This window comes from Algoriphagus oliviformis (assembly GCF_017254915.1).
GTDB classification, from domain to species: domain Bacteria; phylum Bacteroidota; class Bacteroidia; order Cytophagales; family Cyclobacteriaceae; genus Algoriphagus; species Algoriphagus oliviformis.
The window spans coordinates 222053-244130 of the sequence record NZ_JAFKCT010000008.1 but is presented as its reverse complement, the minus strand read 5'-3'; the positions used below and the strand labels follow the sequence as shown (position 1 = coordinate 244130).

Annotated in this window: 12 protein-coding genes; 8 read left to right on the top strand and 4 right to left on the bottom strand. The window is 54.7% G+C overall.

From position 1 onward, the window contains the following. Positions 1-6: 6 nt before the first annotated feature. Entirely contained in the window at positions 7-954 is a 948-nt protein-coding gene (locus J0A68_RS17705) for a glycosyltransferase family 2 protein (protein ID WP_206579560.1), read from the bottom strand. Next, positions 951-2771 carry an ABC transporter ATP-binding protein gene (locus J0A68_RS17700; protein ID WP_206579559.1) on the bottom strand — a complete coding sequence of 607 codons (1821 nt, stop codon included), beginning with the start codon at positions 2769-2771 and terminating at the stop codon, positions 951-953. The genes J0A68_RS17705 and J0A68_RS17700 overlap by 4 nt, the downstream gene beginning before the upstream one ends. 952 nt (positions 2772-3723) lie before the next feature. Here J0A68_RS17700 and J0A68_RS17695 point away from each other — a divergent pair. The 8 genes from J0A68_RS17695 to J0A68_RS17660 all read left to right on the top strand — a co-directional run bounded on the left by J0A68_RS17695 (position 3724) and on the right by J0A68_RS17660 (position 17618). Further along, positions 3724-4329 (top strand): RNA polymerase sigma factor, encoded by a 606-nt coding sequence (locus J0A68_RS17695; RefSeq protein WP_206579558.1) that lies wholly within the window; start codon positions 3724-3726, stop codon positions 4327-4329. A 343-nt stretch (positions 4330-4672) separates the two neighbouring features. Further along, the gene (locus J0A68_RS17690; RefSeq protein ID WP_206579557.1) at positions 4673-5701 is read left to right on the top strand and encodes a FecR family protein; all 1029 of its coding nucleotides are present in this window, start codon (positions 4673-4675) and stop codon (positions 5699-5701) included. Positions 5702-5937: 236 nt separating this feature from the next. After that, on the top strand, positions 5938-9369 hold the full coding sequence (locus J0A68_RS17685) for a SusC/RagA family TonB-linked outer membrane protein (RefSeq protein ID WP_236025655.1): 3432 nt from the start codon (positions 5938-5940) through the stop codon (positions 9367-9369). An 81-nt stretch (positions 9370-9450) separates the two neighbouring features. Then, positions 9451-10953: a RagB/SusD family nutrient uptake outer membrane protein gene (locus J0A68_RS17680; protein ID WP_236025658.1), complete on the top strand. Its 1503-nt coding sequence runs from the start codon at positions 9451-9453 to the stop codon at positions 10951-10953. A gap of 107 nt (positions 10954-11060) precedes the next feature. Beyond that, positions 11061-12422 (top strand): Gfo/Idh/MocA family protein, encoded by a 1362-nt coding sequence (locus tag J0A68_RS17675; protein WP_236025654.1) that lies wholly within the window; start codon positions 11061-11063, stop codon positions 12420-12422. A 188-nt stretch (positions 12423-12610) separates the two neighbouring features. Then, positions 12611-14353 carry a GMC family oxidoreductase gene (locus tag J0A68_RS17670; RefSeq protein ID WP_206579555.1) on the top strand — a complete coding sequence of 581 codons (1743 nt, stop codon included), beginning with the start codon at positions 12611-12613 and terminating at the stop codon, positions 14351-14353. Positions 14354-14364: 11 nt separating this feature from the next. Further along, on the top strand, positions 14365-15069 hold the full coding sequence (locus J0A68_RS17665; protein WP_206579554.1) for a gluconate 2-dehydrogenase subunit 3 family protein: 705 nt from the start codon (positions 14365-14367) through the stop codon (positions 15067-15069). 188 nt (positions 15070-15257) lie between these two features. Then, positions 15258-17618 carry a GAF domain-containing protein gene (locus J0A68_RS17660; RefSeq protein ID WP_206579553.1) on the top strand — a complete coding sequence of 787 codons (2361 nt, stop codon included), beginning with the start codon at positions 15258-15260 and terminating at the stop codon, positions 17616-17618. Here the strand turns inward: J0A68_RS17660 and J0A68_RS17655 are convergent. Further along, entirely contained in the window at positions 17586-21218 is a 3633-nt protein-coding gene (locus tag J0A68_RS17655; protein WP_206579552.1) for a BamA/TamA family outer membrane protein, read from the bottom strand. The genes J0A68_RS17660 and J0A68_RS17655 overlap by 33 nt on opposite strands. Beyond that, positions 21215-22063, bottom strand: coding sequence for an SdiA-regulated domain-containing protein (locus J0A68_RS17650; RefSeq protein WP_206579551.1), 849 nt, complete (start codon positions 22061-22063; stop codon positions 21215-21217). Before J0A68_RS17650 ends, J0A68_RS17655 begins: the two co-directional genes overlap by 4 nt. Between the last annotated feature and the right edge of the window lie 15 nt (positions 22064-22078).

Genomic DNA, 22078 nt, shown 5'->3' with positions numbered 1-22078 from the left:
TGGCCTTCATCGGATTGCATAGAAGAGCTGCTTGGTCTTCAGTCCCAGACTGTAGCGGAAGGAAAAGGCCAGTTTGGCAAAGGTGGAATAGGGCACGATGTCGAGGATTTCCCTGCGGCGCTGCCAGATCTCCCAGCCCAGACCAAAGGTGAAGTAGGAGCTTTCCCGCTTTTTTGCCAGCTGGTTGAGCTGAATGGCCGGATGGCTGGGATTTCGCGTTTCCAGGAATTTGCTGCAGACTTCCAGCCAGGTGTTTTCCCTGGAGATCCGGCTTCGTACCCGGTCCATCCCCGTCAGCTTTTTCTTGTTTCCAAGGATGTCGGTCTGGTTGTCGCTGTGTTGCCGGTATTTCACCAGCACATCGGGAGAGTAGCCGATGGTGCCAAACTCCAGGGCGACCAAGGCGAGCCAATGGTCATAGAAGCCCACCGGGGGAATCGGTATGGCCAGCTCCAGGATTTTCCTTTGGAATAGCATGCCGTGTCCCGACACGCAGTTGAACAGCAGGAAGGGGGTCTGCAGGGTGAAGTTTCCCAGTCTAAACCTATCCGAGATCCGATAGCCCATGGGGCCGCCGGCTTCGTCGATGAGCTCGGAGTCGTGGTACACCATGACATGCGAGCCCATGGATTTTTGGAGGTTTTCGAGCTTGTTGGGAGCCCAGATGTCGTCCTGGTCGCAGGGGGCGATCAGCTCGCCGGTGCAGTCCTGGAAGACCGCCTCGAAGTTCTTCTGAAGCCCAAGCCTTTCTTCGTTTTGGATGGCATGGATGAAGGGATGCGCGGCCTGAAACTCCCGGATGATGTCAAAGGTGTCGTCCGTGGACTGGTCGTCCCGGATGCGGATCTCCAGTGGTCGGTAAGTCTGGCTCACCAGGGACTCCAGCTGCTGGCGGAGGTATTTTCCGCCGTTGTAGGTACAGAGGCCTATGGATAGAAGTGGTAGCGCTTTCATGCTTTCTCGAGGCTTTGTTTTTCGATCAGCTTGCTGTAGAAGCCATCTTGGAAAAGCAGCTCAAAGTGGTTGCCTTGCTCGATGATTTTTCCGTCCTCAATCACGAGGATTTGGTCGGCCTTTTGGATGGTGCTGAGCCGGTGGGCAATCACCAGTGTGGTGCGGTTGACCATGAGTTTTTGCAAAGCATCCTGTACCAAATACTCCGACTCCGTGTCCAGGGCCGAAGTGGCTTCGTCCAGGAGGAGGATGGGCGGATTCTGGAGCACCGCCCTGGCGATGCAGATCCGCTGGCGCTGGCCTCCGGACAGGCGGGCACCCCGGTCGCCGATCTGCGTGTCGTAGCCATTTTCGGTTTCGAGGATGAAGTCATGCGCATTGGCGATGCGGGCTGCGGCCTCGATCTCTGCGTCCGTCGCATCGGGTTTGCTGAAGGCGATGTTGTTTCGGATGCTGTCGTGGAAGAGGATGCTTTCCTGGTTGACCATGCCGATGAGGGATCGGACCGAGCTGGCGGAGACGTCCCGCAGGTCATGTCCGTCGATGCTTACCTTGCCCCAAGTCGGCCGGTGAAACATGGGGATGAAGTCCATCAAAGTGGATTTTCCACCACCCGATGGCCCCACCAGCGCGATGGTCTTTCCTTTTGGGATTACAAAGCTGACCTGGTTTAGGATGGGCTTGGCATCGTAGGCAAAGGTGACTTCGTGAAAACGGATCTCTTTTTTGAAGTCCCGGATAGCGTGCAGGTCTGCGTTCTCCGCCAGGTCTGCCTTTTCGTCCAAGACCTCCAGTACCCGCTCGCCCGCAGCCAGGCCGGAATTGAGGGTGCTGAAGGATTCTGTCATCGCCTTGGCCGGTCTCATGATCTGGGAAAAGATCGCGATGTAGGTGATGAAGGATGCCGCCGAAAGCCCGGAGTCACCAAGCAAGACCAAGTTCCCCCCATACAGGACGAGGATGGTGACCATCAGCACACCCAGAAACTCGCTCGTGGGCGAGGCCAGCTGCTGGCGATAGGCCATCTTGCGGCCCAGTTCGGAAAAGGCGTGGTTTTCCCCGGAGAATTTTTCCTTGATCCTGTCTGAGGCATTGAAGGCCTTGATCACCCGGATGCCGGACAGGGACTCGTCGAGGTAGCTGATCATCATCCCAAAGCGCTCTTGGGCTTCTTTGGCCTGCGCGCGCAGTTTTCGGACGATTCTGGCGATGATCCAGGCGGAGGCTGGGATCACCAGCACGGCAAACAGCGTCAGCTTGACCGAGATCGTAAACAATACCACGAGGTAGGCAAGGAGCTGCAGGGGTTCTTTGAAAAGTACCTGCAGCGTGCTGGTCACGGAGTACTGGACTACCTGCACGTCGGAGGTGATCTTGGACATGATGTTGCCTTTGCGCTGGGCGGTGAAATAAGCCAAGTCCATGTCCATGACATGGTCGAAAAGGGCGTTGCGGAGGTTGAGCAAAGTATGGATGCGGAAGCTTTCCATTGTCCTGAATGAGAGGTATTTGAACAGGTTGCTCAGCAGGACGGAAACGAGGATGGCCGCGCAGATCCACTGGAGGGCCTGCATTTGCCCAAATTCCGTCTGAACCCGGTAGGTCGAATATTCCATCCAAGCCATGAAGTCGGTAGCGGACTCGGGGGCGGTTTTCTGGACGCCCTCCGCATCCTTAAACAGTGCCGCCAAGAGCGGGGCCAGCAGGGCCAGGTTCATCGTGTTGAATAGCGTGGCCAATACGGTGAGCAGAAAATACGGAACGGCGTATTTTTCTATGGGCTTGGCGAAGCCCAAAAGTCTAAAATAGGTGTTCATACGGTGGCGTTTAAGAATTCCAGCTAGACTGGAAGGGGTTGGAAAGAAGCGGTGGAGCGCCCGGAGCCAGGGATGCGGCGTCATACCGGGCGGAAAAGTGATAGCTCCCTGGCGCGCTCTGCGTCAGGGGAGGGACAGGCGCCTTTGGGCGGCCAGGTCTTGCAGGACTTTTGGTTGTCTTTCTTGCGAGATCCTCCAGCTCAGTCGTCTGGGACATAGGCCGATGGCCAGGACAGACGGAGTTTTGAAGGAGGGCGAAGGGCTGAAAAGTGGGGCGTAAAAACGCGACTGGATGGGCTCTTCCATAAAAAATGGGAAGAGCCTGGGTCAAGGCTAAGTTCAAAATAGTAGTGGTTTAGTTTTTGGAAAAAACGATTCGAACTAGGCTATGTGCTACAGTAGCGAGGGTTTATTTCTTCAAAATAGTCTGTAATGACCTGTAAATCAATTAATAGGCTTTGAAATTGGTTTTTTTGCCCGCCATTTTGCCTAGGAATTGGAAAGTCGAACCTGGCCGGAAAACTTCAAAAACTAGTTCTGAGGGCTGGAGACTAGCCTTTTTGCAAAAAAGGAAAGTAACCTAAGAGGAGGGGCCGAGCAGGAGGAAAAAGTCGCGGAAAACGGGAGGAATCAGGGGCGAAGTTGCTGTAATGGAAACTCTCCGTTAGCTTTCGATTAGCAGCTTTAAGAAAATATTATTTTCTTTAAATACAGATACTTGTCCAAAAAATAAAGGATAAGTTAGGTCAGTAATCGGGAATTTCAGTTTTTGCCTGGTCTTTCGTCAATAATTTTCTTGAGGAAATTTTCTTTATCGCAAATTTTATAGATTGGATACGGCATTTGGACTACCCGGTGCCGACTGAGAATTTGAGGACTGGAGATTGCCTTTTTGATGGGGATTCGCTGAGTGGATTGGGCAAGGTTTGGTTTTTTATTCATTGATCTCTACATGCAAACCCAAAATACTACAACCCTTAGCCCCTGTCTGTTTGACGAGGATTTGCTTTGGAGTCAATTGAGGACCGGTGACAAGCAGGGCTTGGAGCAGCTGTATCTTCTTTACTCCCAAGAGCTGTTCAGATACGGCATGGCGATCAAGCCCAATCGGAGTTTTATCAAAGACTGCATCCAGGAGCTTTTCGTTGACCTTTGGAAGTACCGCGAAGGCCTGAAGCAGACCGACAACGTCAAAAACTATCTTCTACGCTCCCTTTCCAACAAGATTCTCAAGGAAGTGACCCGGGACAAGCGATTTTTTATGGACTACGAGCTGTCCGAGTTTGAGACCGTAGGGCTGGAGGAGTCCGAGGAGGACAAGCTCATAGGCCGCCAAGTCAGCGAATCCCTCCAAAAGAGGCTTTCCAATGCGCTGGAGGAGCTTCCCCTGCGGCAGCGGCAAGTGATACAGCTCCTTTTTTTCGAAAAACTCAGCTATGAAGCGGTCTCGGAGGTGCTGGGTATCAACGTGGATTCTTGCTATACCCTCGCATGGAAGGCGATCAGCAGGATGAAAAAGAGCCTTTTGGTGATGATGGCCTTGCTGCCTTTGCTCTAGGCAAGAGGGCTTTCGGATGGGAAAGGAGCCAATAACGAAATTGGCCCCGAGCAGGGTTGTATTTTTTGACCGCTTCGCTCGGGTCAGGGTTTTGGTATTCGGTTTTTTTCTGAAAGTTCTTTCTATTTTTTCTGTCTATTCCAAAATAATCATCTGGTTTTATTGGCTAATCCGCAATCTATTGCCTTTGAAATTGAGGAATCTGGAAAGTTTTAAAAATTGTTAAAAACAGGAGGATAGAAAAGCCTCTTTGCTGTCTTTCATCTGTAAAGATAATAGCGTGGATATTTCCGGATTTTCAGTAGAAGATTTTGTATTGAATCGTGAGTTTAGAATTTGGGTTTTGTCTCCGGAGAAAAATACAAATATCCGGTGGGAAAGGCTGCTGAAGGAAAACCCGGGCCAGCTCTCCAAGGCAAAGCTTGCCAGGGACATCGTGCTAAACCTAAACTACAGGAAGCAAAGCCTGTCCGGCACGGAGGTCTCCCGGCTGTGGGAGCTGATCGAATCCGAAGTGGAGGATCTGGAGTCGGAAACGGGTGAGTGCGAGGTGGTCCCTCTGGGGCCAACGGCCATTTTGGATGGCCTTGAGATGAGTAAAAAGCCGTTTTTTAGGTATTCCCAGTGGCTGGGCGTTGCTGCAATCCTCGTTTTCGCGGTGCTGCTGAGCGTCGGGGCAGCCTGGGTCTATCAGGAGGAAAAGCCCGCTCCGCCGGTGGCTGAGTTGGTGTACGAGGAGCACGTCACGCCTCCGGGTGTGAAGTCCAGTCTGACCCTTAACGATGGATCCAAGGTTTTGCTGAACTCGGGGAGTTCGCTGCGGTATGTGAAAAATTTCGAATCCGACAAAAGGGTACTCTACCTGAGCGGCGAGGCCTATTTTGAAGTAGCAAAGGATAGCCTGAGACCTTTCACGGTCGTCTCTGAAGGGGTGAAGACTACTGCGCTGGGCACGGTGTTCAACGTTTCGGCCTACGATGCCGAGGACCTCAGCGTCTCCCTGGTGGAGGGCAAGGTCGCCGTAGCAGGTGAGCAGGATGAAAATACTTCCGAAATCCTCGAGATGGGAGAGGAGCTGAAGGTCAACTTGGCTACCGGAGTGAGCAGAAAAGGACACTTTGACCCGGAGCTGGTGCTGGCCTGGACCAACAAGCGGATCGTCTTCCGCCGGGTGAAGATGGAGGAAGCGATACGCGTACTGGAGAACTGGTACGGGGTGAAGTTTAAGTTGAGAAACAAACCCGCACCGGGCCTTTTGATCTACGGAGAATATGAGGATGAGATCCTCGAAAATGTACTGGAGGGACTTAGCTACTCGGCAAGATTTGAATATAAAATCCGACAGGATGAAGTAGAACTGACTTTTAAATAACCCTATAAAAAGCTAACCTAAAATAGAATTGCCTATGATAAAATAGACCCCACACAAGACAGCGTAAACAACAAAAAAGCAGAACCGGAGATGCGCCAACACCCCCGGTTCAGGGATTATCGGATAGGCTGACCGTCAATCAAGCCTGTCCGGGAAGTTTAATTGAACCATTGTGCAATAGCCAAAGTAAACCATGCAAAGATATGAAAAACCGTTTATTGTTATTTGTAATTAGAATGACGAAGCTTTTTACCTATGCGTTTTTGATCCAGTTTCTAACGATGACTGTACTCTATTCCAGAGACGGTGTATCGCAGATCAAGACTATAGAAGAAGTAAGTGTTAAATTGAATTCCAAAGAGACGTCCTTGTTGAATGTCTTTTCGGAGATAGAGAAGGCAACAGACTTCAAATTTGTCTACACCAACAAGGAAGTGCAGAATTTGGGCAAAGTCACCCTGAGCGGTGAGGAGCAGAGTCTGTACGATGTCCTGGTGACGATCTCCAAGCAGACTCAGCTGGAGTTTAAGCAAGTCAACCAAAACATCAACGTCAAGAAGTCCGACAGCGCCAAAAGCGGTGCCGAGCGTGTGACCGTATCCGAAGTGGCGGATAGGACTGTGACCGGTAAAGTGCTGGACGAAAACAACCAGCCCCTGCCGGGTGCCACCGTTTTGGTGGAAGGTACCACACTGGGTACTGTGACCGACATCGAGGGCAATTTCTCCCTGACTGTGCCGGATGATGCGACCCTGCTCTTTTCCTACATCGGCTACACCGCCAAGCGGGTACCGGTAGGCCAACAGTCTGTGATCAACGTAAGCCTGGACGTGGACTCCACCTCGCTGGAGGAGATCCTGGTCATCGGCTACGGTACCGTCAAAAAATCGGACTTGACCGGCTCGGTGGGCCAGGTCGGTGCAGAATCCCTGCAGGAGCGCCCCTCCCCATCGCTGAACCAAGCTCTTTCCGGCCGTGTGTCCGGTGTGCAGGTGAACACCAATTCAGGCCGTCCAGGAGGAAGAACTACCGTGAGAATCAGGGGTTTCTCTTCCATTAACTCCTCAAACAATCCACTCTACGTGGTGGATGGGGTCATGCTTCCCATGGGTAACCAGGAGCAGGCCAGCAATGCGATCGACTACATCAACCCCAATGACATCGTATCTGTGGAGGTGCTGAAAGACGCGTCGTCTACCGCGATCTACGGTTCCAGAGGCGCAAACGGTGTGATCCTCGTGACCACCAAAAAAGGCAAGTCGGGTGAAGGTACCGTGACCTACAACGTGGACGTGAGCGTACCCGTGATCGGGCCAAACAGACCCGAGGTGCTCAACGCAAAAGAGTACCTGGCAGTGGAAGACCTGGCCTGGGCCAACATGGAGAAATACGATCCAGTGGGATGGGCAGCCGGCAAGTGGGCCTACCTTAACCCAGCCCTGAGAAGGACTGATCCGAGAATCTTCGATGCCAACCAGCAGCCGCTATACGATACGGACTGGCTGAAGGAGACCACCCAAAACAGCCTTTCCCAAAACCACCAACTGGGCTTCCAAGGCGGTAACGAACGCACGACCTACTCCCTCTCCATGGGATTTCGAGACGATCAGGGCCTGATCAAGACCTCCTACATGAAGCGCTATTCCGGCAGATTCACCATCGATGATCAAGTGAAGAAATGGCTCAAGGTAGGCGGTACCCTGAACTACAACAACCAGTCCGAAAACCTGGTGGACACAGGCGACGCGGTAGCAAGACAGATCGTGGAAGACTTCCCTTTCCTCCCTGTGAGATATGAAGACGGTACTTTTGCCAACAACAGAGACTACCCTTATGCTGAGGGTACCATGAGCTCCATGCACCGTCTCTACGGCACCAAGTACATCCTCAATACGCAGACTACCATCGGTAGCGTGTACACCAACATCAAGTTTGCCGAAGGCCTGGAAATGAAAACCATCCTGGGTGTCAACGTGATGACCCAAGAGAGAAACCAGTCTCAGACCAGAACGCTGGCGATTTCCCAAAACGGTACCGCTTCCAAGGCAATGAGAAAAGAGACCTTCTGGTCTTTGGAAAACTACCTGACCTACAGCAAGACCTTTGCCGAGCGCCATGGCCTGACCGCGATGCTGGGTATTTCCTGGCAGGAGACGGACTTCACCTCCATGGTGGCCAGCGTCCAAAACTTCTCCACGGACTACTTCACCTTCAACAACCTTGGCGCCGGTAGCCAGCTGCCTTCCGTGGGATCCAGCGCATCCAGCTTTGCGATGAGCTCCTACTTCGCGCGCGTCAACTACATCCTGGATGACAAGTACCTCTTCACCTTCACCGGCAGAGCGGACGGTTCGTCCAAGTTTGGTGAAAACAACAAGTACGCCTTCTTCCCATCCGCTGCGGTGGCTTGGAAGATTTCCGAGGAAAACTTCATGAGCTCCAACTCCACGATCTCCAATCTGAAGCTGAGAGCGAGCTACGGCCTCACCGGTAACTCCGAAATCCCGCCCTATTCCTCCCTGTCCCTGCTGAGCTCCAACTACGCCGCGATCTACAACGAAACCCGCGTAGGTGGTACCGGTCTCAACAGACTCGCCAACCCGGATCTGAGATGGGAGAAAACAGCCCAGTCTGACATGGGTATCGAACTGGGATTGTTCCAAAACCGCATCGCACTGGAGCTGGACGTATATTACAGAAAGACCACCGATATGCTCCTCGATGCGCCAGTGCCACGCTCCAGCGGCTACTCCGTGATCCGAAGCAACGTTGGTTCTATGGAAAACAAGGGGATTGAATTCAGCCTAAACACGGTCAACGTGGAGAAGGAACACTTCCTGTGGAATACCACCCTGATGCTCTCAGCCAACAGAAACAAGGTGCTGTCTCTGGCTACTCCGGCGGATATCTTCGGTGTGGGTGGGCCAAACTTCACCAACCAGACCAACATTATCCGCGTGGGTGAGCCGGTGGGGTCCTTCTGGGGTCTGGTGCGTGAGGGCACTTGGAGCGAGGCCGAAAGAGCCGAAGCCGCGGAGTTTGTCAGCTACAGAAACGGTCTGACCATGCTGCCGGGTGATATCAAATACCTGGACGTTAACGGTGACAAAGCGATCAACGACTCCGACCGGATGATCATCGGCAATGGTTCTCCCGACTATTGGGGTTCGTTCATCAACAACTTCCGCTTCAAAAACTGGGACTTGACCGTGGATTTGGCCTACTCTGTGGGCAACGACATCCTGGACATGACCCTGCACCCAAGCGAAGACCGCCAGGCTTTGGCAAACAGCTACAAGTCTGTGCTGACTGCCTGGACGCCTGACAACCAAAACTCCCCGATAGCTGAGATCCGCGACACCAGAGCGGGCTACGTGACCAACGTGGACTCCCACTGGGTAAAAGACGGATCCTTCCTCAGAGGCCGAAACCTGCTCTTGGGCTACACTTTCCCAAGCGAGGTGGCCAATAAGATCAAGCTTTCCAGATTAAGGGCATACTCTACCGTTCAGAATTTCTTCCTGTTGGTAGGGGATGATGTAAACGGAGACCCCGAGCAGACACCTATCCGAGGTGGTGATGGAAACAACGTGTTTTCCCAAGGGATGATCTGGCATGGATATCCCAAGCCGACCACCTTCCTGCTTGGCCTTCAAGTAACCCTGTAATCCTGTTTTACTTAAAGAGATCTAAAAATGAAATATACCAGATTTAATAAAGCACTCAGTCTGCTCCTCGCGGGAACCCTCATGGCCGGAATCACGGGTTGTTCGGATTTTCTCGATGAGCAGGATCCGTCCAACTTGACCCCGGATAGCTACTATACCATCCCTGACCACGCCGAGGCTGCCTTGGCCGCGGTCTATGCGGATACCCGATTCATCGGCAACGACGGGGGGATTTTCTCCTCCACCTGGCAGCTGCTGGAAGCTCCTACCGGTACTTCCACGACCGAGACTGCTCAAAACTCCGACCTCAACAACCTCTACGGCTTGGTGTACGACGGAAGAACCCAGCACCTGATCAACTACTGGAACGGCCTGTATCGCGTGATTGCCAATGCCAACCTGGTGCTGGACAAGGTGCCTGCGATCACTCCCATGGATGAGGGACAAAAGAAAAAAGTGCTCGGCGAAGCGAAGTTTCTGCGGGCATGGGCCTACTTCTACTTGGTAAGACTCTGGGGGGATGTGCCCCTGATCACCATGCCGCAGACAGCGGCTTCGGAAGACTTCAGACCCGCTCCCAGCTCCAAGGAAACCGTCTATGAGCTGATCCTCGAGGACCTGAAGACCGCGGAAGCTGCCGGCTTGCCTTGGACGGACGTGAGCGGCCGAGCCAGCCTTGCCGCCACCAAGTCACTCATGGCCCAAGTCTACCTGACCATGGCAGGCTTCCCGCTCAGCAAGGGGGCTTCCCACTATCAGTTGGCTGCGGAGAAATCCCAGGAGGTGATCAACTACTCTCTGGCCAATCCGCTGACACTAAACCTGTTTCCTGACTACCTGAGCCTGCACGACGAGAAGTTTGACAACCGACTGGAGCACATCTTCATGGTACAGTACAATGTGGTGGTAGCCGGTAACCCGATGAACAACATGTTCCCGAACTTCAAGCCGGTGACTTTTGCCGGTCCGTCCGGGACGGGAAGCACAGTGCCTACGACGGAGTTTTACGAGTCCTATGAGCCGGGTGATTTGAGGGCGAAAAACCAGGAGGGTTTCTTCTACACCAGCTACTACACCAATGGCAGCGGCGCGCCTTTTGATCTGGGAGCCCCCTACATTTTCAAGCACTTCAACCAGACCGCGTTGGGCAAGGAGGGAGTGCCGGGTTCGAGAAACAACAACCTGAACGTGCCTTTGATCCGCTTTGCGGAGGTGCTGCTGATCTATGCGGAAGCGCAAAATGAGGTCGGCGGGCCGAATGCACTGGCCTACGATGGTCTGAAGCGCATCCGTGACAGAGCCAAACTCAACACCCCCGCCATGGGAACCTACACCAAGGATACCTTCCGTGAGGCGGTATGGAGAGAGCGTTGGCATGAGCTCTGCTACGAGCAGATCACCTGGTTTGACATGCTGCGCCTGCGCAAAGTGTACAATGAGCTGACCAACGGCTTTGACGAGTTTGTCGGCCACGTCAACCTCAGCTCCAACGAGCCCCTGCAGTCCAAGCACTTGCTGATGCCGTATCCACTTCCTGAGATGCAAAACAACCCCAACCTACAGCCACAAAACCCCGGCTATTAAGTTGGAACTGCCTTCGGGCATCATCTAGACCAAGACCCTATCCCCGGTTGGAGTATTCGACCGGGGACCGGGGTTTTGTTTTCAATAAACCCACTAACTCTTTTGATTTGGAAAACAACTCTCAGGGTAGCTCCAGAAGGAAATTTCTGGCGACTGCCGCATCCCTGATGGCTGCGCCCCTATTGCTGGATATTCCCGCTTTTGCCGCACCTGCGGCTACGAAGCTCAGGCATGTCTGTATAGGAGTAGGAGGAATGGGCGGCCATGATTTGCAGCGCTTCATCGCCCATCCGGATGTCGAGATCGTGGCAATCTGTGACGTGGATGGGGAAAGGCTAGAAAAAGCCGCCGAACTGGTTCCCAATGCCCGTCGCTATCAAGATTGGCGCGAGCTTTTGAAAAAAGAAGCCAAAAACTTTGACTCCCTTAACGTCAGCGTGCCCGACCACAACCACTTTGCGGTAGCATACAGCGCGATCAAAATGGGCAAGCATGTCTATTGCCAAAAACCCATGTGCCACGACGTGGAGGAAATCAGAAAGCTGACCGAAGCTGCCGTGAAGGCTGGAATAGTGAGCCAGCTGGGCACCCAGCATGCTTCCGGCAAAGGTGACCGCACCGCCGTCCAATGGATCAGGGAAGCCCGAGTCGGCAAGATCAAAAACGTCTACCTCTGCTCCAACAGGCCCGGCGCGACGGAAGCCTACCGCTTTCCCGGTCCCCGACCGGAAGGAGGGGAAAGCCCGCCGGCCAGTCTGGACTGGGAGCTGTGGACCGGCACCGCGCCGCTCCGGCCTTATCATCCCGCGATCTACCATCCCTCCAAGTGGCGGGCTTGGCAAGACTTCGGTACCGGTTGGTCTGGCGATATAGGCTGCCACATTTTTGACGCGGTATGGAAGGGACTGGGGCTGAGCGCACCGATCTCCGTCCATGCCAGGGTGCAGGAGTCTTGGGAGAATTCTCCCGAGCGGCGTGCCGACACCTGGCCGCAAAGCAACCACATCACCTGGGTTTTCCCAGGCAACGAAATGACCGAGGCGGACCAGTTGAGCGTGGAGTGGTTTGATGGGGAGTTTTATCCCCCGGAGGAGATTCGCGCAATGTATCAGGACGGGGAGTACCCTGCTGAATCCGCCATGTTGGTGGGGACAGCCGGCGCACTGCTTATTCCACACACCAAGATGCCGGTGCTGCTTCCCCAGAGCCAGTTTAGCGGCGTGGCCTATCCCGAGATGGAGGAGAGAGACCACTACCATCATTTTGTGGATGCCTGCTTGGGCAAGACCGAAACCGAAAGCCATTTTGCGCAAACCGGCCCCATGACCGAAGCGATCATCTTGGGCACGGTTGCGATCAGGGAACCGCGAAAGACCCTGGAGTGGGATTCGAAAAAGATGAAAATACCAAACCATCCCGAAGCGGAGCGATACCTCAGCCGCAAGTACCGCAAAGGCTGGAAAGTTTAAGTAATTCTAATTAGCCTGTTTCGGGTTTTGGCGGGTATTCTTCACTGGAAGATCCTCCGAAAACTATCCCGCTTCCCATGCGAGGGCTTGAACAGAAATCGCTCTCGCTCAGGTGAAGAAAGCCCATTGCTCTAAGAGGAATGGCTCAAAGACAGGAAAACCACATAGCAAACCTTAAAACATACAACATGAGTTTTCAGATAAAACCAAGCAAGGACTCCTACGACGTGATCATCGTCGGCTCCGGAGCGGGAGGAGGTATGGCCACCAAGATCCTCGCTGAGGCAGGGCTATCCGTAGCCGTAGTCGAAGCTGGCGGGGACTGGGATCCTGCAAAGGAGGAAGATCGTACCCAGCTGCGATTCCCCTGGGAGTCGCCCCGACGCGGCGCATCTACGCAGATCCGGCCCTTTGGCGACTTTGACGCGGCCATAGGCGGCTGGGACATGGACGGCGAGCCCTACACCCACAAGGACGGAACCCAGTTTGACTGGTTTCGGTCCCGCATGCTGGGAGGAAGGACCAACCACTGGGGGAGGATTTCTCTCCGTTTTGGCCCGGATGACTTCAAGCGGAAAGACATCGATGGACTGGGCGACAACTGGCCCATAGGCTATGACGACGTGAGGCCCTACTACGACAAAGTGGACAAGCTCATCGGCGTTTTTGGTTCGAAGGAAGGCATGAGAAACGAGCCGGATGGAAACTTTCTCCCTCCCCCCAAGCCGAGACTCCATGAGATGTTTCTGATTCGGGGGGCCAAAAAAGTCAATATCCCCATCATCCCGTCGAGACTTTCTATCCTCACGAAACCCATCAACAAAGACCGAGGCGTATGCTTCTTTTGCCGACAGTGTAACAGGGGCTGTCAGGCCTATGCGGACTTCTCTGCCAGTACCGTGCTCGTCAAGCCGGCGATGAAGTCGGGACAGGTGGACCTCTACACCAACTGCATGGTGAGAAAGGTGACTTCGGATGACACCGGCAAAGCCACCGGCGTATCCTATGTGGACAAGCGCGACATGCAGGAATACAAGCTGAAAGCACGGGTGGTTGTCCTGGGGGCTTCGGCCTGCGAGTCGGCGCGGATCATGATGAACTCCAAGTCCAAAATCCATCCGGATGGGATCGGAAATTCCAGCGGCACGCTCGGCAGGTATCTGCACGACTCCACGGGAGCCTCCCGATCAGGCATCATTCCGGAGCTGATGGACCGCAAGCGATACAACGAAGACGGTGTCGGCGGGATGCACGTGTACACCCCTTGGTGGCTGGACAACAAGAAGCTGGACTTTGCCCGGGGATACCACATCGAGTTCGGTGGGGGACTGGGCATGCCGTCCTATGGGTTTGGCTCCAACATGGACGTGGTGAGAAAGCACATCGTCGATGAATTTGGCAGCCCAAGTCCAAACGGCGGCTATGGGGAAGGCCTGAAAAAAGACATCCGCACGCTCTACGGAGCCACCGTGGGCATGTCAGGACGGGGCGAAAGTGTCCCCCAGTACGACAACTATTGCGAAATCGACCCGACCGTGGTGGACAAGTACGGCATCCCGGTCCTGCGCTTCCACTACAAGTGGACCGACAACGAGATCAAGCAAGCCAAGCACATGCAGGATACCTTTGAGGAGCTGCTTTTGGCCTCGGGGGCAAAGCTGCTGGGGAACAAACCCGGGCCGGAGACCCAATACGGGCTTTTGGCGCCAGGACGCATCATCCACGAGGTGGGTACCACCCGCATGGGGAGCGACCCAGGCACTTCCGTGCTCAACTCCAACTGCCAAGCCCACGACTGCAAAAACCTCTTTGTGGTGGATGCGGGGCCATTTGTCTCCCAAGCCGACAAAAACCCGACTTGGACCATCCTGGCGCTTTCCTGGAGAACCTCCGACTTCATCATCAACGAAATGAAAAGCAAAAACCTCTAAGCCCCAAGACCATGAACAGAAGAGAAAATCTCAAGCTTTTATTCACAGGCTCACTGGGAACCGGCCTGATGCTCACCGCCTGCAGCCCGGAGGAAAAGGCAGCCGACCTTTCCCCCAAGATCGGGGGAACGCCCGGAGGCCGTGTGCCCGAGGAGATCGAGCGGGACAATGCCCTGCTGGCTGACCGCTTTTTCACCGAGCAGGAGATGGCCTTGGTGACCATCCTGGTGGACATCGTGCTTCCCAAGGACGCGGTGTCTGGGAGCGCTTCGGAGGCAAAAGTCCCAGACTACATCGAGTTTATGATGAAGGATCAGCCGGGCAACCAGACGGCTTTCAGAGGGGGACTGATGTGGGTCAACCTCCAGGCCAACGAGCGCTTTTCCAAGCCTTTTACGGAGCTCAGCGAAAGCCAGCGCATGGAGATCATCGAAGACATCGCCTGGCCGGACAAGGCCGCCGCGGGGATGGAGCCGGGGGTGAAGTTTTTCAACCTGCTCAGAAACATGACCGTGTCGGGATTTTATACCACCGAGATGGGCTTCAAAGACATAGGCTACGTCGGCAATACCCCAAACGTGTGGGATGGGGTGTCGCAGGAGGTGATGGATCAGTATGGGCTGTCGCTGGAGGAAAAATACCAGTCCGTGTACCTGACCCCCGAGGGCCGAGGCAGCATGGCTACCTGGGATGACCAGGGGAACCTGATTTCCTGATTGGATTCAGATATTCCTGATTTTGGTCCAAAGCCCTGCCGGAAATACTTCGGCAGGGCTTTTACTTTGGGGCTTTGGTAAGGCTTTTTTGCGGTTTCGGCAAGGCGATTTTGGAAAAACCGGAACTATTTAACTTTTATTCAGGTATTTTAACTTCAAACGAGGATACATTTTCCCCTCGCACGCGCATGACCGACACGCCGTACTCCGCCCATTTGGATTTCCAGCTTCTCTTCAGCCAGTGGGAGAAGCGAGCAGACGTATCCAAGGCAGACACCTGCCTCTACCGCGATCTGATCAACAGGATCAAGCAATTTCCCGATCTCAACCAAAGCCCCGTCGATCCCGAGGCGCTGAAAAAGCAGGAAAACTTCCTCGGCTTTGGCTTGATCCTCGGTTCGCTGTTTCCCATGTCGGGACAGGAAGAAAAGCGGATTTTGGCGCTTGCGGCGCCATTTGACATGCAGCCGGTGTACTCGACCCCGGCGTTCAAGGACTTGTTTCTCAATGAGGACGGCTCGATCAAGATCCCCGAAAACCTAGACTTGGGCAAGATCCAGTTTAGCAAGGTGGTCAACCTCTACAGCCGGATCATCGACCAGGTCTATGGCATCAAGATCAACCAATCCCACCCCCTTGTGTTCAAGTACCGCGACTCCAATGGGATTCTCAGGCATTTTCAGATCCGGATGAACTTCCAGTTTGTGCAGGTGACAGCAAAGGGCCCGCTTCCCGATATTCTGGAGAAGTCCCAGATCTGCACCAGCACCAGCCCAGACCATTACGAAGTGGAAAACTGGCAGAAATTCCTCCCGTTGAGCCTCTTTGAGTTCAAGGGCTTTTTGCTCCTCGAGGCAGACGAGATCACCGTGTCCCAGAGCGTGGCTACGCTCAACGAAGCCGTGCTAAACCAAGAGGACATTTCCTCCCAGGAGTTTGCCGCGGTGGTGGAGGATTCCGTGAAATCCCTGATCGGGGTCTCGGAGATCAAGGTCGGCCTTGCCTCCCTGCAGCAGGTCAAGGGCAAGCTCGTCTTTTCTCCCAGCCGCTTGGCCAACAGCTACATCCTCAAAATGCTCTGCGAACCCGGTACCGAACGCCCCTATCAGGGAGTCTTGGACTTTCTATCGGCTATCCAAAAACCCGTGCTGCTCAATGAGCTCTCGGTCGAGTACCCCGAGAGCAAGTTTATGGGCAAGGTGATAGAGCTTGGTGTGAAGGAGGTCATCCTCTATCCGCTCAAGCACAAAGGGGACCTGGTGGGCCTGCTGGAGATCTGCTCCCTGCGGGACGAAGCCTTTGAGCCGATCATGCTCCACCACCTGGACATGCTGGCTCCCTCGCTTTCCATCGCCTTCAACAAGCAGGCGGAGCTGCTCGACTCCAAGATCAAGTCCATCATCCGCAAGAAATTCACCGCGATCCACCCGGTGGTGGAGTGGAAGTTTGACGAGATCGCACTGGACTATGTGCTGGAGGAGGAGCGCGGCCATACGCCGGAGATCCCTCCGATCAACTTCCAGGAGGTATTTCCCCTCTACGGAGCCGTGGATGTGAAAAATTCCTCGCAAGAGCGGAACAACGCCATCCAGCGTGACTTGCTGATCCAGCTCGGCCTGGCAAAAAACGTGGTGGAGAAAGCCCGATCACTGCATTACTTGCCCCTTTTGGACCGCATGGTGGAAAAGATCGAGGAGTTTGAGCGGAGAATCCAGCTGATCTTGGTCAGCGAGGAGGAAGTGCGGATCACGGAGTTTTTCATGCTGGATTTTGAGCCGACTTTCAAGCATCTCAGCGAGTCGTTTCCAGACCTGCTGCCATCGGTACAGGAATATTTTCAGGCGGTGGATCCGCAGATGGGGGTGGTGTATATCCACAGGAAAGCCTTCGAGGAAAGCCTGAAGGAAATCAATCTTCTGGTGGGCAAATACCTGGACAGCGAGGAGACCAAGATCCAGCGCATGTTTCCCCATTATTTCGAAAAGTTCAAGACCGATGGGATCGAATACAACATCTACATCGGGCAGTCGCTGGTCAAGGACAGGGTTTTTGATCCCATCTATCTGAAAAACCTCAGGCTATGGCAGCTCCAGACCTTGATCGAGATTGTGAATTTGGTAGCCGAAAAATCACCGGCGCTGGACGTCAGCCTGGAGACCACGCAGCTGATCTTGGCCCACAGCGCGCCCCTGACAATCAGCTTCCGGCTGGACGAGCGGAAGTTTGACGTAGAGGGAGCCTACAACATCCGCTATGAAATCATCAAAAAGCGGATCGACAAGGCCCTCATCAAGGGCACCAACGAGCGCTTGGTGCAGCCCGGCAAGATCGCCATCGTGTACTCCCAGCCCAAGGATGCCAAGGAGTACCTTGACTTTATCCAGTTTTTCCAAAACCGCCAGCTGCTGGAAGATCAAGTCGAGCAGCTGGAGCTGGACGACATGCAGGGGGTGCACGGGATGAAGGCCATCCGAGTCACTGTCGCTCCCAAGGGCAGGCTGAATCTGGATGGCACCTCAGAACTGGTATCCGAAAGTGAAGAAAGGTAAGGTCTCCTCCTTGGTGAAGCCCACCGAAAAAGTCGCCACGATCTGGCTGATAGGAGCGATCCAGACGCCGGTGCCGAGGGAGTTGTGCCAGGTGCCGGAGTCCTCTCCCTTCACCCACACCCGACCCATGTCGTAGAATCCGATCATCCCCATAGTCGCGGGTAGGATGGGGTTTTGAAAGTTGAAGACCTGAAGGCGAAACTCCAGATTGTTGTAAAACATCGCGTCGCCGTTGTACCGATAGCGTCGGAAGCCCCGGAGGTTGTCCATGCCGCCCAAGATCTGTCCCTGGAAGTATTCGTAGCTGCCAAAGTTTTTGCCCGCACCGGTACGGTTGGCCCATACCATCTTGGATGGATACTTAAAAGCCCAATACAGCCTGAGCTCCGCCTCGGCCGAAGTATAATCCTGCGCATAGCGGTTGATCCCCTGGAAATGCTGGATCTGCTGGCGAAAGTAAAACCCGCGGGTCGGCATCTTGAGGTTGTCCCTTTTGTCAAACTCCAGCAGGGTCGTCACGCCCGCGTAGAATTTGGCCTGGTCGAGCTGCTGCTGATCCAGGTCGCTCTCCGGGGAAGTGATGAAGTTGTTTTGGTTGTCATCGGGGTCAAAGCGGTACACTTGGTAGCTGGGTCCCAGGGCAAACCGGCCGATGTCACCGAGCTGTGCCTGCAGGCCTGTACTGAGCTCGTACCAGCTGAAGCGGGATCGGTAGTAGTTGATGCTGTGCTGCTCCCGGTCAAATACGCTCTCGTTTCCGCTGCCAAAATAGTTGAAGACGTAGTCTGGAGCCTTGACGTCGGCCAGCCAGACCAGATCCCAGTTTTTCACCACGTCGACGGCCCGGCCTTTGTACTCCAGGTTGAAAGCGCCGGTTTTTATCGCATAGTTTCCCGTCAGGGTATGCATGGAGGCATAGGGCTTTTTCTTGAAGCCGTGGTTTTCCCACAGGACGCCCGCACCGAGAAATATCCCATCGTCCTTGTTGAACTCCACCGAGGCCAGCGGCATCACTTTGTCGTATTTGAAGGCCATGCGGTCATAAGCGAGGTAGTCGGGGCGGGGTGCTTGGATGATCCGCAGGTTGTCGCCGGAGTAGGGCGAGGTCTTCTTTTGGGGGACGTAGACGCGGTGTTTTTTTCCGCTCAGCTCGGCGTCGTCGATCAGCTCTTTGTCCCCTTCTCCAGGGATCACGCGGACGAGGATCTCGTTTTTCCCTTCTCCTTTCCAGATGAAGCGGTCGTCGCCCTTGAGACCATAGAGCCGGATTTCCTTGGTTTCAACCGGGTCGAAAGTCCTGTTGTAGAGCTTCTGCTCCAGATCTCCGTTCTTGTCGATCTTCCGCACTTCCACGTCGATTTTGCCATCGGGGAGGTGGCGGATCTCAAACTCCTCATTCTTGTTGGAGCCCACTACGTCCACGGCGTCGGCCAGGAAGTCGTAGTACTCCAGCGCTTTCTCCCGGAGCCAGCCCTGTCTCGCCAGAAGCTTGGCCTGGATCACGGGGCTGTCCTTGTCCCGGATTTCTTCCGGCCAGTCCTGGAAGGCCTTCTGGATGGTCTCCGTCCCTAGTTTGGGAAGGAGCTCGTCCAGCTCTTCCTCCCAGTCTTCCCGGTCGAGGCCAGCCATGAAGCTGCGGTCAAAGTAGCGTCCGTTGAACATGAACCCGTTGACGTTTTTCAGCTCGTAGCCAAAACCCTGAAACTTGGGGCTGGCCCACTTTCGGCTGGCTATTTTCGGGAAAAGGCCCTCGTTGACAAAGAAGGCCTGGTCACGGTCTCTGGGCATGGGGCTAAACTCGAGTCCGTTTTTTCCCTTGACGGCAATCCAGCGCCACTGGTCGTCGTGCCGATCCCAGTCGGCTATCCACAGGTCGAAGAGCCGCGCCCGAAGCACGTCTTTTTGCTTGACCTCGTGGTCGTTGTCCTTGTAGAGCTCTTTGAGCATCTTGTCCGTGCTGTAGAATTCCACCTTTTTGTCCGTCTCCGGCGCTACTTCCCTTTCTTCGAAGAGATAAAGCGCATCCGCGAAATCCTCCCGGAAAATCCCCAAAAGCGGGTCATCCGGCAGGTGGACGATTTGCGGTGAGGTGTGGGGGATGCCCGCCTCCTCGGCAAGTCGGGCCACAGCCAGCGCGGCGTAGGGATGGGAGGCCGAGATCTGGTCCTGGACGATGTCCTTGGCGATGGTCTGGCGTATCGGCGCGGGGATGGCGTTTTCGGGGTATTTGTTGATCGACCGGAGGACAAACTCCCTCTCGTTGCGGTTTTCGGTGCGCAGGGACTTGGTCTGCATGCCGCCACCGCGCTTGGTGATGGTGAGTCCGCCTTTTTCGCTGCTGAGGTCTAAGCTGCGGAAGGTGGCGGGCACAGCCCAGGTGTCGCGATAGTTGGTGCCAAAGAAGAGCTGGTGGAGCTTTCCCTTCTGGTATTGGAGCGAGATGGGACGGGTGACCTGCCCGGGGATCTCCCGCTCAAACAGCCTCAGTTCTTCCTTGGCTAGGGCAAAAGGCCGGATGAGTTCCGTCTGGTAGAGGGGTTGAGCTTGGGTAGGGTCGAGGAAGGTCAGGTTGACCTGGTGGTTTTCGTGGAAATCCAGGTAGGCATAGCCCTGGTTGTTGTAGGTGAATTCGGCGGGGTTGTTTTTTTTGATGTAGGTGTCTTTGGCTCCCGAGCCCGAGACGATGTAGTGCCTGCTGCCCTCCCGGGTATAAAAAAGCCCGTGCTCATGCCCGGCCACTTGGATCACGTGGGGATGGAGGTCAAAGATGCGGTCCAAGACTCCGATAAAGGCTTGGTACTTGGGATGGGGGATGTCCTGGATGTCGCCAAACAGCGTGCGGTAGAGGGGGTAGATCGATCCGAGGATTGGGAGGGGGATGTAGAGTTTTTCTTTTGCCGCAGTGAGCGGAAACAGATGGTCTTTCCAGCTGTAGGCGCCGTTGTGCGGGCCATAGGCGCGGAGCGGATGGTGCATGGCAAAGAGCACAATCTTGTCCTGGTTTTCCTCCAGGAGGTAGGCGATGGCGGCTATGATCTCCTCCTCGGTCTTGTATTCACAGTCGGAGTCCACCCCCGGTTTGTCATTGGCATGAAACCACCACTGGCTATCCAAGGTGATCAGCAGGGTGTTTTCGTCCAGGGGGACGGCATTTGGTCCTGGGCATGCGCTCTCGGGGATCCAGTGGACTTTGTCTTTGGGGTAGTTTTCGGAGATGAACTCTTCTGCGCGAAGGACGGCATTCCAGCCATCTGACTTTCCCTTTTCCCAATCATGGTTGCCGGGGACCATCCAGATCTGCCCCGGCAGCTTCTCCCAGAGGTCGAGCTGGGTGCGGAGGATCTTTTCTGCTTCCTTCCTGTTTTCGGCATCTTCGGGAGGCAGGCCCAGGGGGTACAGGTTGTCGCCCAGGTAGATCAGGTGCGTGGGGACATCGGGCTTGGGTGAAAGCTTGGAGCTGAGGTCTTCCACCACGGGGTGCTGTCCGTCTTCCATCTCGCCGGCATCCCCAATGAGGTAGATCCGCATCCGAAGGAGGGAATCCTGCGCTTGTGCCGAAAGGGTCAGCAGGGTGAAGGCCAGCAGGACAAAAGCTCTCATGGGCGGTAGCTAAAGATAAGGATGTTGGCCCTGCCGTCCCGGGCTTCGTTGGAGATGTAGAGCGTGCCGTCCGGCGCAAAGGTGATCCCCTCCGGCTGCTTGAATAGGGAAGGGTCGAGGGTATGGACGGAGCTGGGCTTCATTTGCCCATCCAAGGTCATCAGCCATTTTCCTGTGGAAGACAGCAGAAAGTACTCCCCGGTCAGCGGATGGATGGCCGCCGCGGAGGGCTGTATTTTCAGCTCCTCCAGCTCTTGCTGGGGCATGAGGGTACTGAGCTGGCTGCGTTCGATTTTTCCCGCGGGCAAAGAGTCAAATTGCATGGTTTCCAAATGGAATCTGAAAAAGGAAGATCGGCTGGGGTCTTCATCCCACTCACAGACTTTACAAAAAAGCCAAATGAATGGTTCGTTGGGATTGGCCAAAATCGCCTCCAAATCCCGCTTTTCCCGCCTTGGGAAAGGATAGATCACGGTTTGGCTGTCTTTTTCCCTGAAGTCGACCACTCGGTACAGGTTGCCATTGCTACGCAGCACCCAGGCGGTGTCGCCTCTGACGAGCAGGTCTTCGATGTCCTTGTTTTTCTCAAACTTCTTTTTCTTGCGGATCTTGCCCGTCTCGGGGTCCAGGCGGTAGATGATAGACGACTCGTCCTCTATGGCAAGCAGCTCATCCCGGTGCCAGGCGAGGCCCGAGACCTCCTCCAGATCCTCGGACAGCAGCAGTTTTTCCATGGCTTCCAGCCGGTATCCATGGGGTAGGGAGTAGTGGGGAGGGGTTTTGCCGTTGCTGTAGTCGCAGGACTCAAAAAGCGCCAGCAGAAAAATGAGAAGGGGATATCGCATCGTTTTTAGATCAGA

Excerpts from the sequence above, each read along its gene's own strand:
- J0A68_RS17705 (WP_206579560.1), bottom strand. The coding sequence starts at position 954 with ATGAAAGCGCTACCACTTCTATCCATAGGCCTCTGTACCTACAACGGC.
- J0A68_RS17700 (WP_206579559.1), bottom strand. The coding sequence starts at position 2,771 with ATGAACACCTATTTTAGACTTTTGGGCTTCGCCAAGCCCATAGAAAAA.
- J0A68_RS17695 (WP_206579558.1), top strand. The coding sequence starts at position 3,724 with ATGCAAACCCAAAATACTACAACCCTTAGCCCCTGTCTGTTTGACGAG.
- J0A68_RS17685 (WP_236025655.1), top strand. The coding sequence starts at position 5,938 with ATGACGAAGCTTTTTACCTATGCGTTTTTGATCCAGTTTCTAACGATG.
- J0A68_RS17680 (WP_236025658.1), top strand. The coding sequence starts at position 9,451 with ATGGCCGGAATCACGGGTTGTTCGGATTTTCTCGATGAGCAGGATCCG.
- J0A68_RS17670 (WP_206579555.1), top strand. The coding sequence starts at position 12,611 with ATGAGTTTTCAGATAAAACCAAGCAAGGACTCCTACGACGTGATCATC.
- J0A68_RS17665 (WP_206579554.1), top strand. The coding sequence starts at position 14,365 with ATGAACAGAAGAGAAAATCTCAAGCTTTTATTCACAGGCTCACTGGGA.
- J0A68_RS17660 (WP_206579553.1), top strand. The coding sequence starts at position 15,258 with ATGACCGACACGCCGTACTCCGCCCATTTGGATTTCCAGCTTCTCTTC.
- J0A68_RS17655 (WP_206579552.1), bottom strand. The coding sequence starts at position 21,218 with ATGAGAGCTTTTGTCCTGCTGGCCTTCACCCTGCTGACCCTTTCGGCA.
- J0A68_RS17650 (WP_206579551.1), bottom strand. The coding sequence starts at position 22,063 with ATGCGATATCCCCTTCTCATTTTTCTGCTGGCGCTTTTTGAGTCCTGC.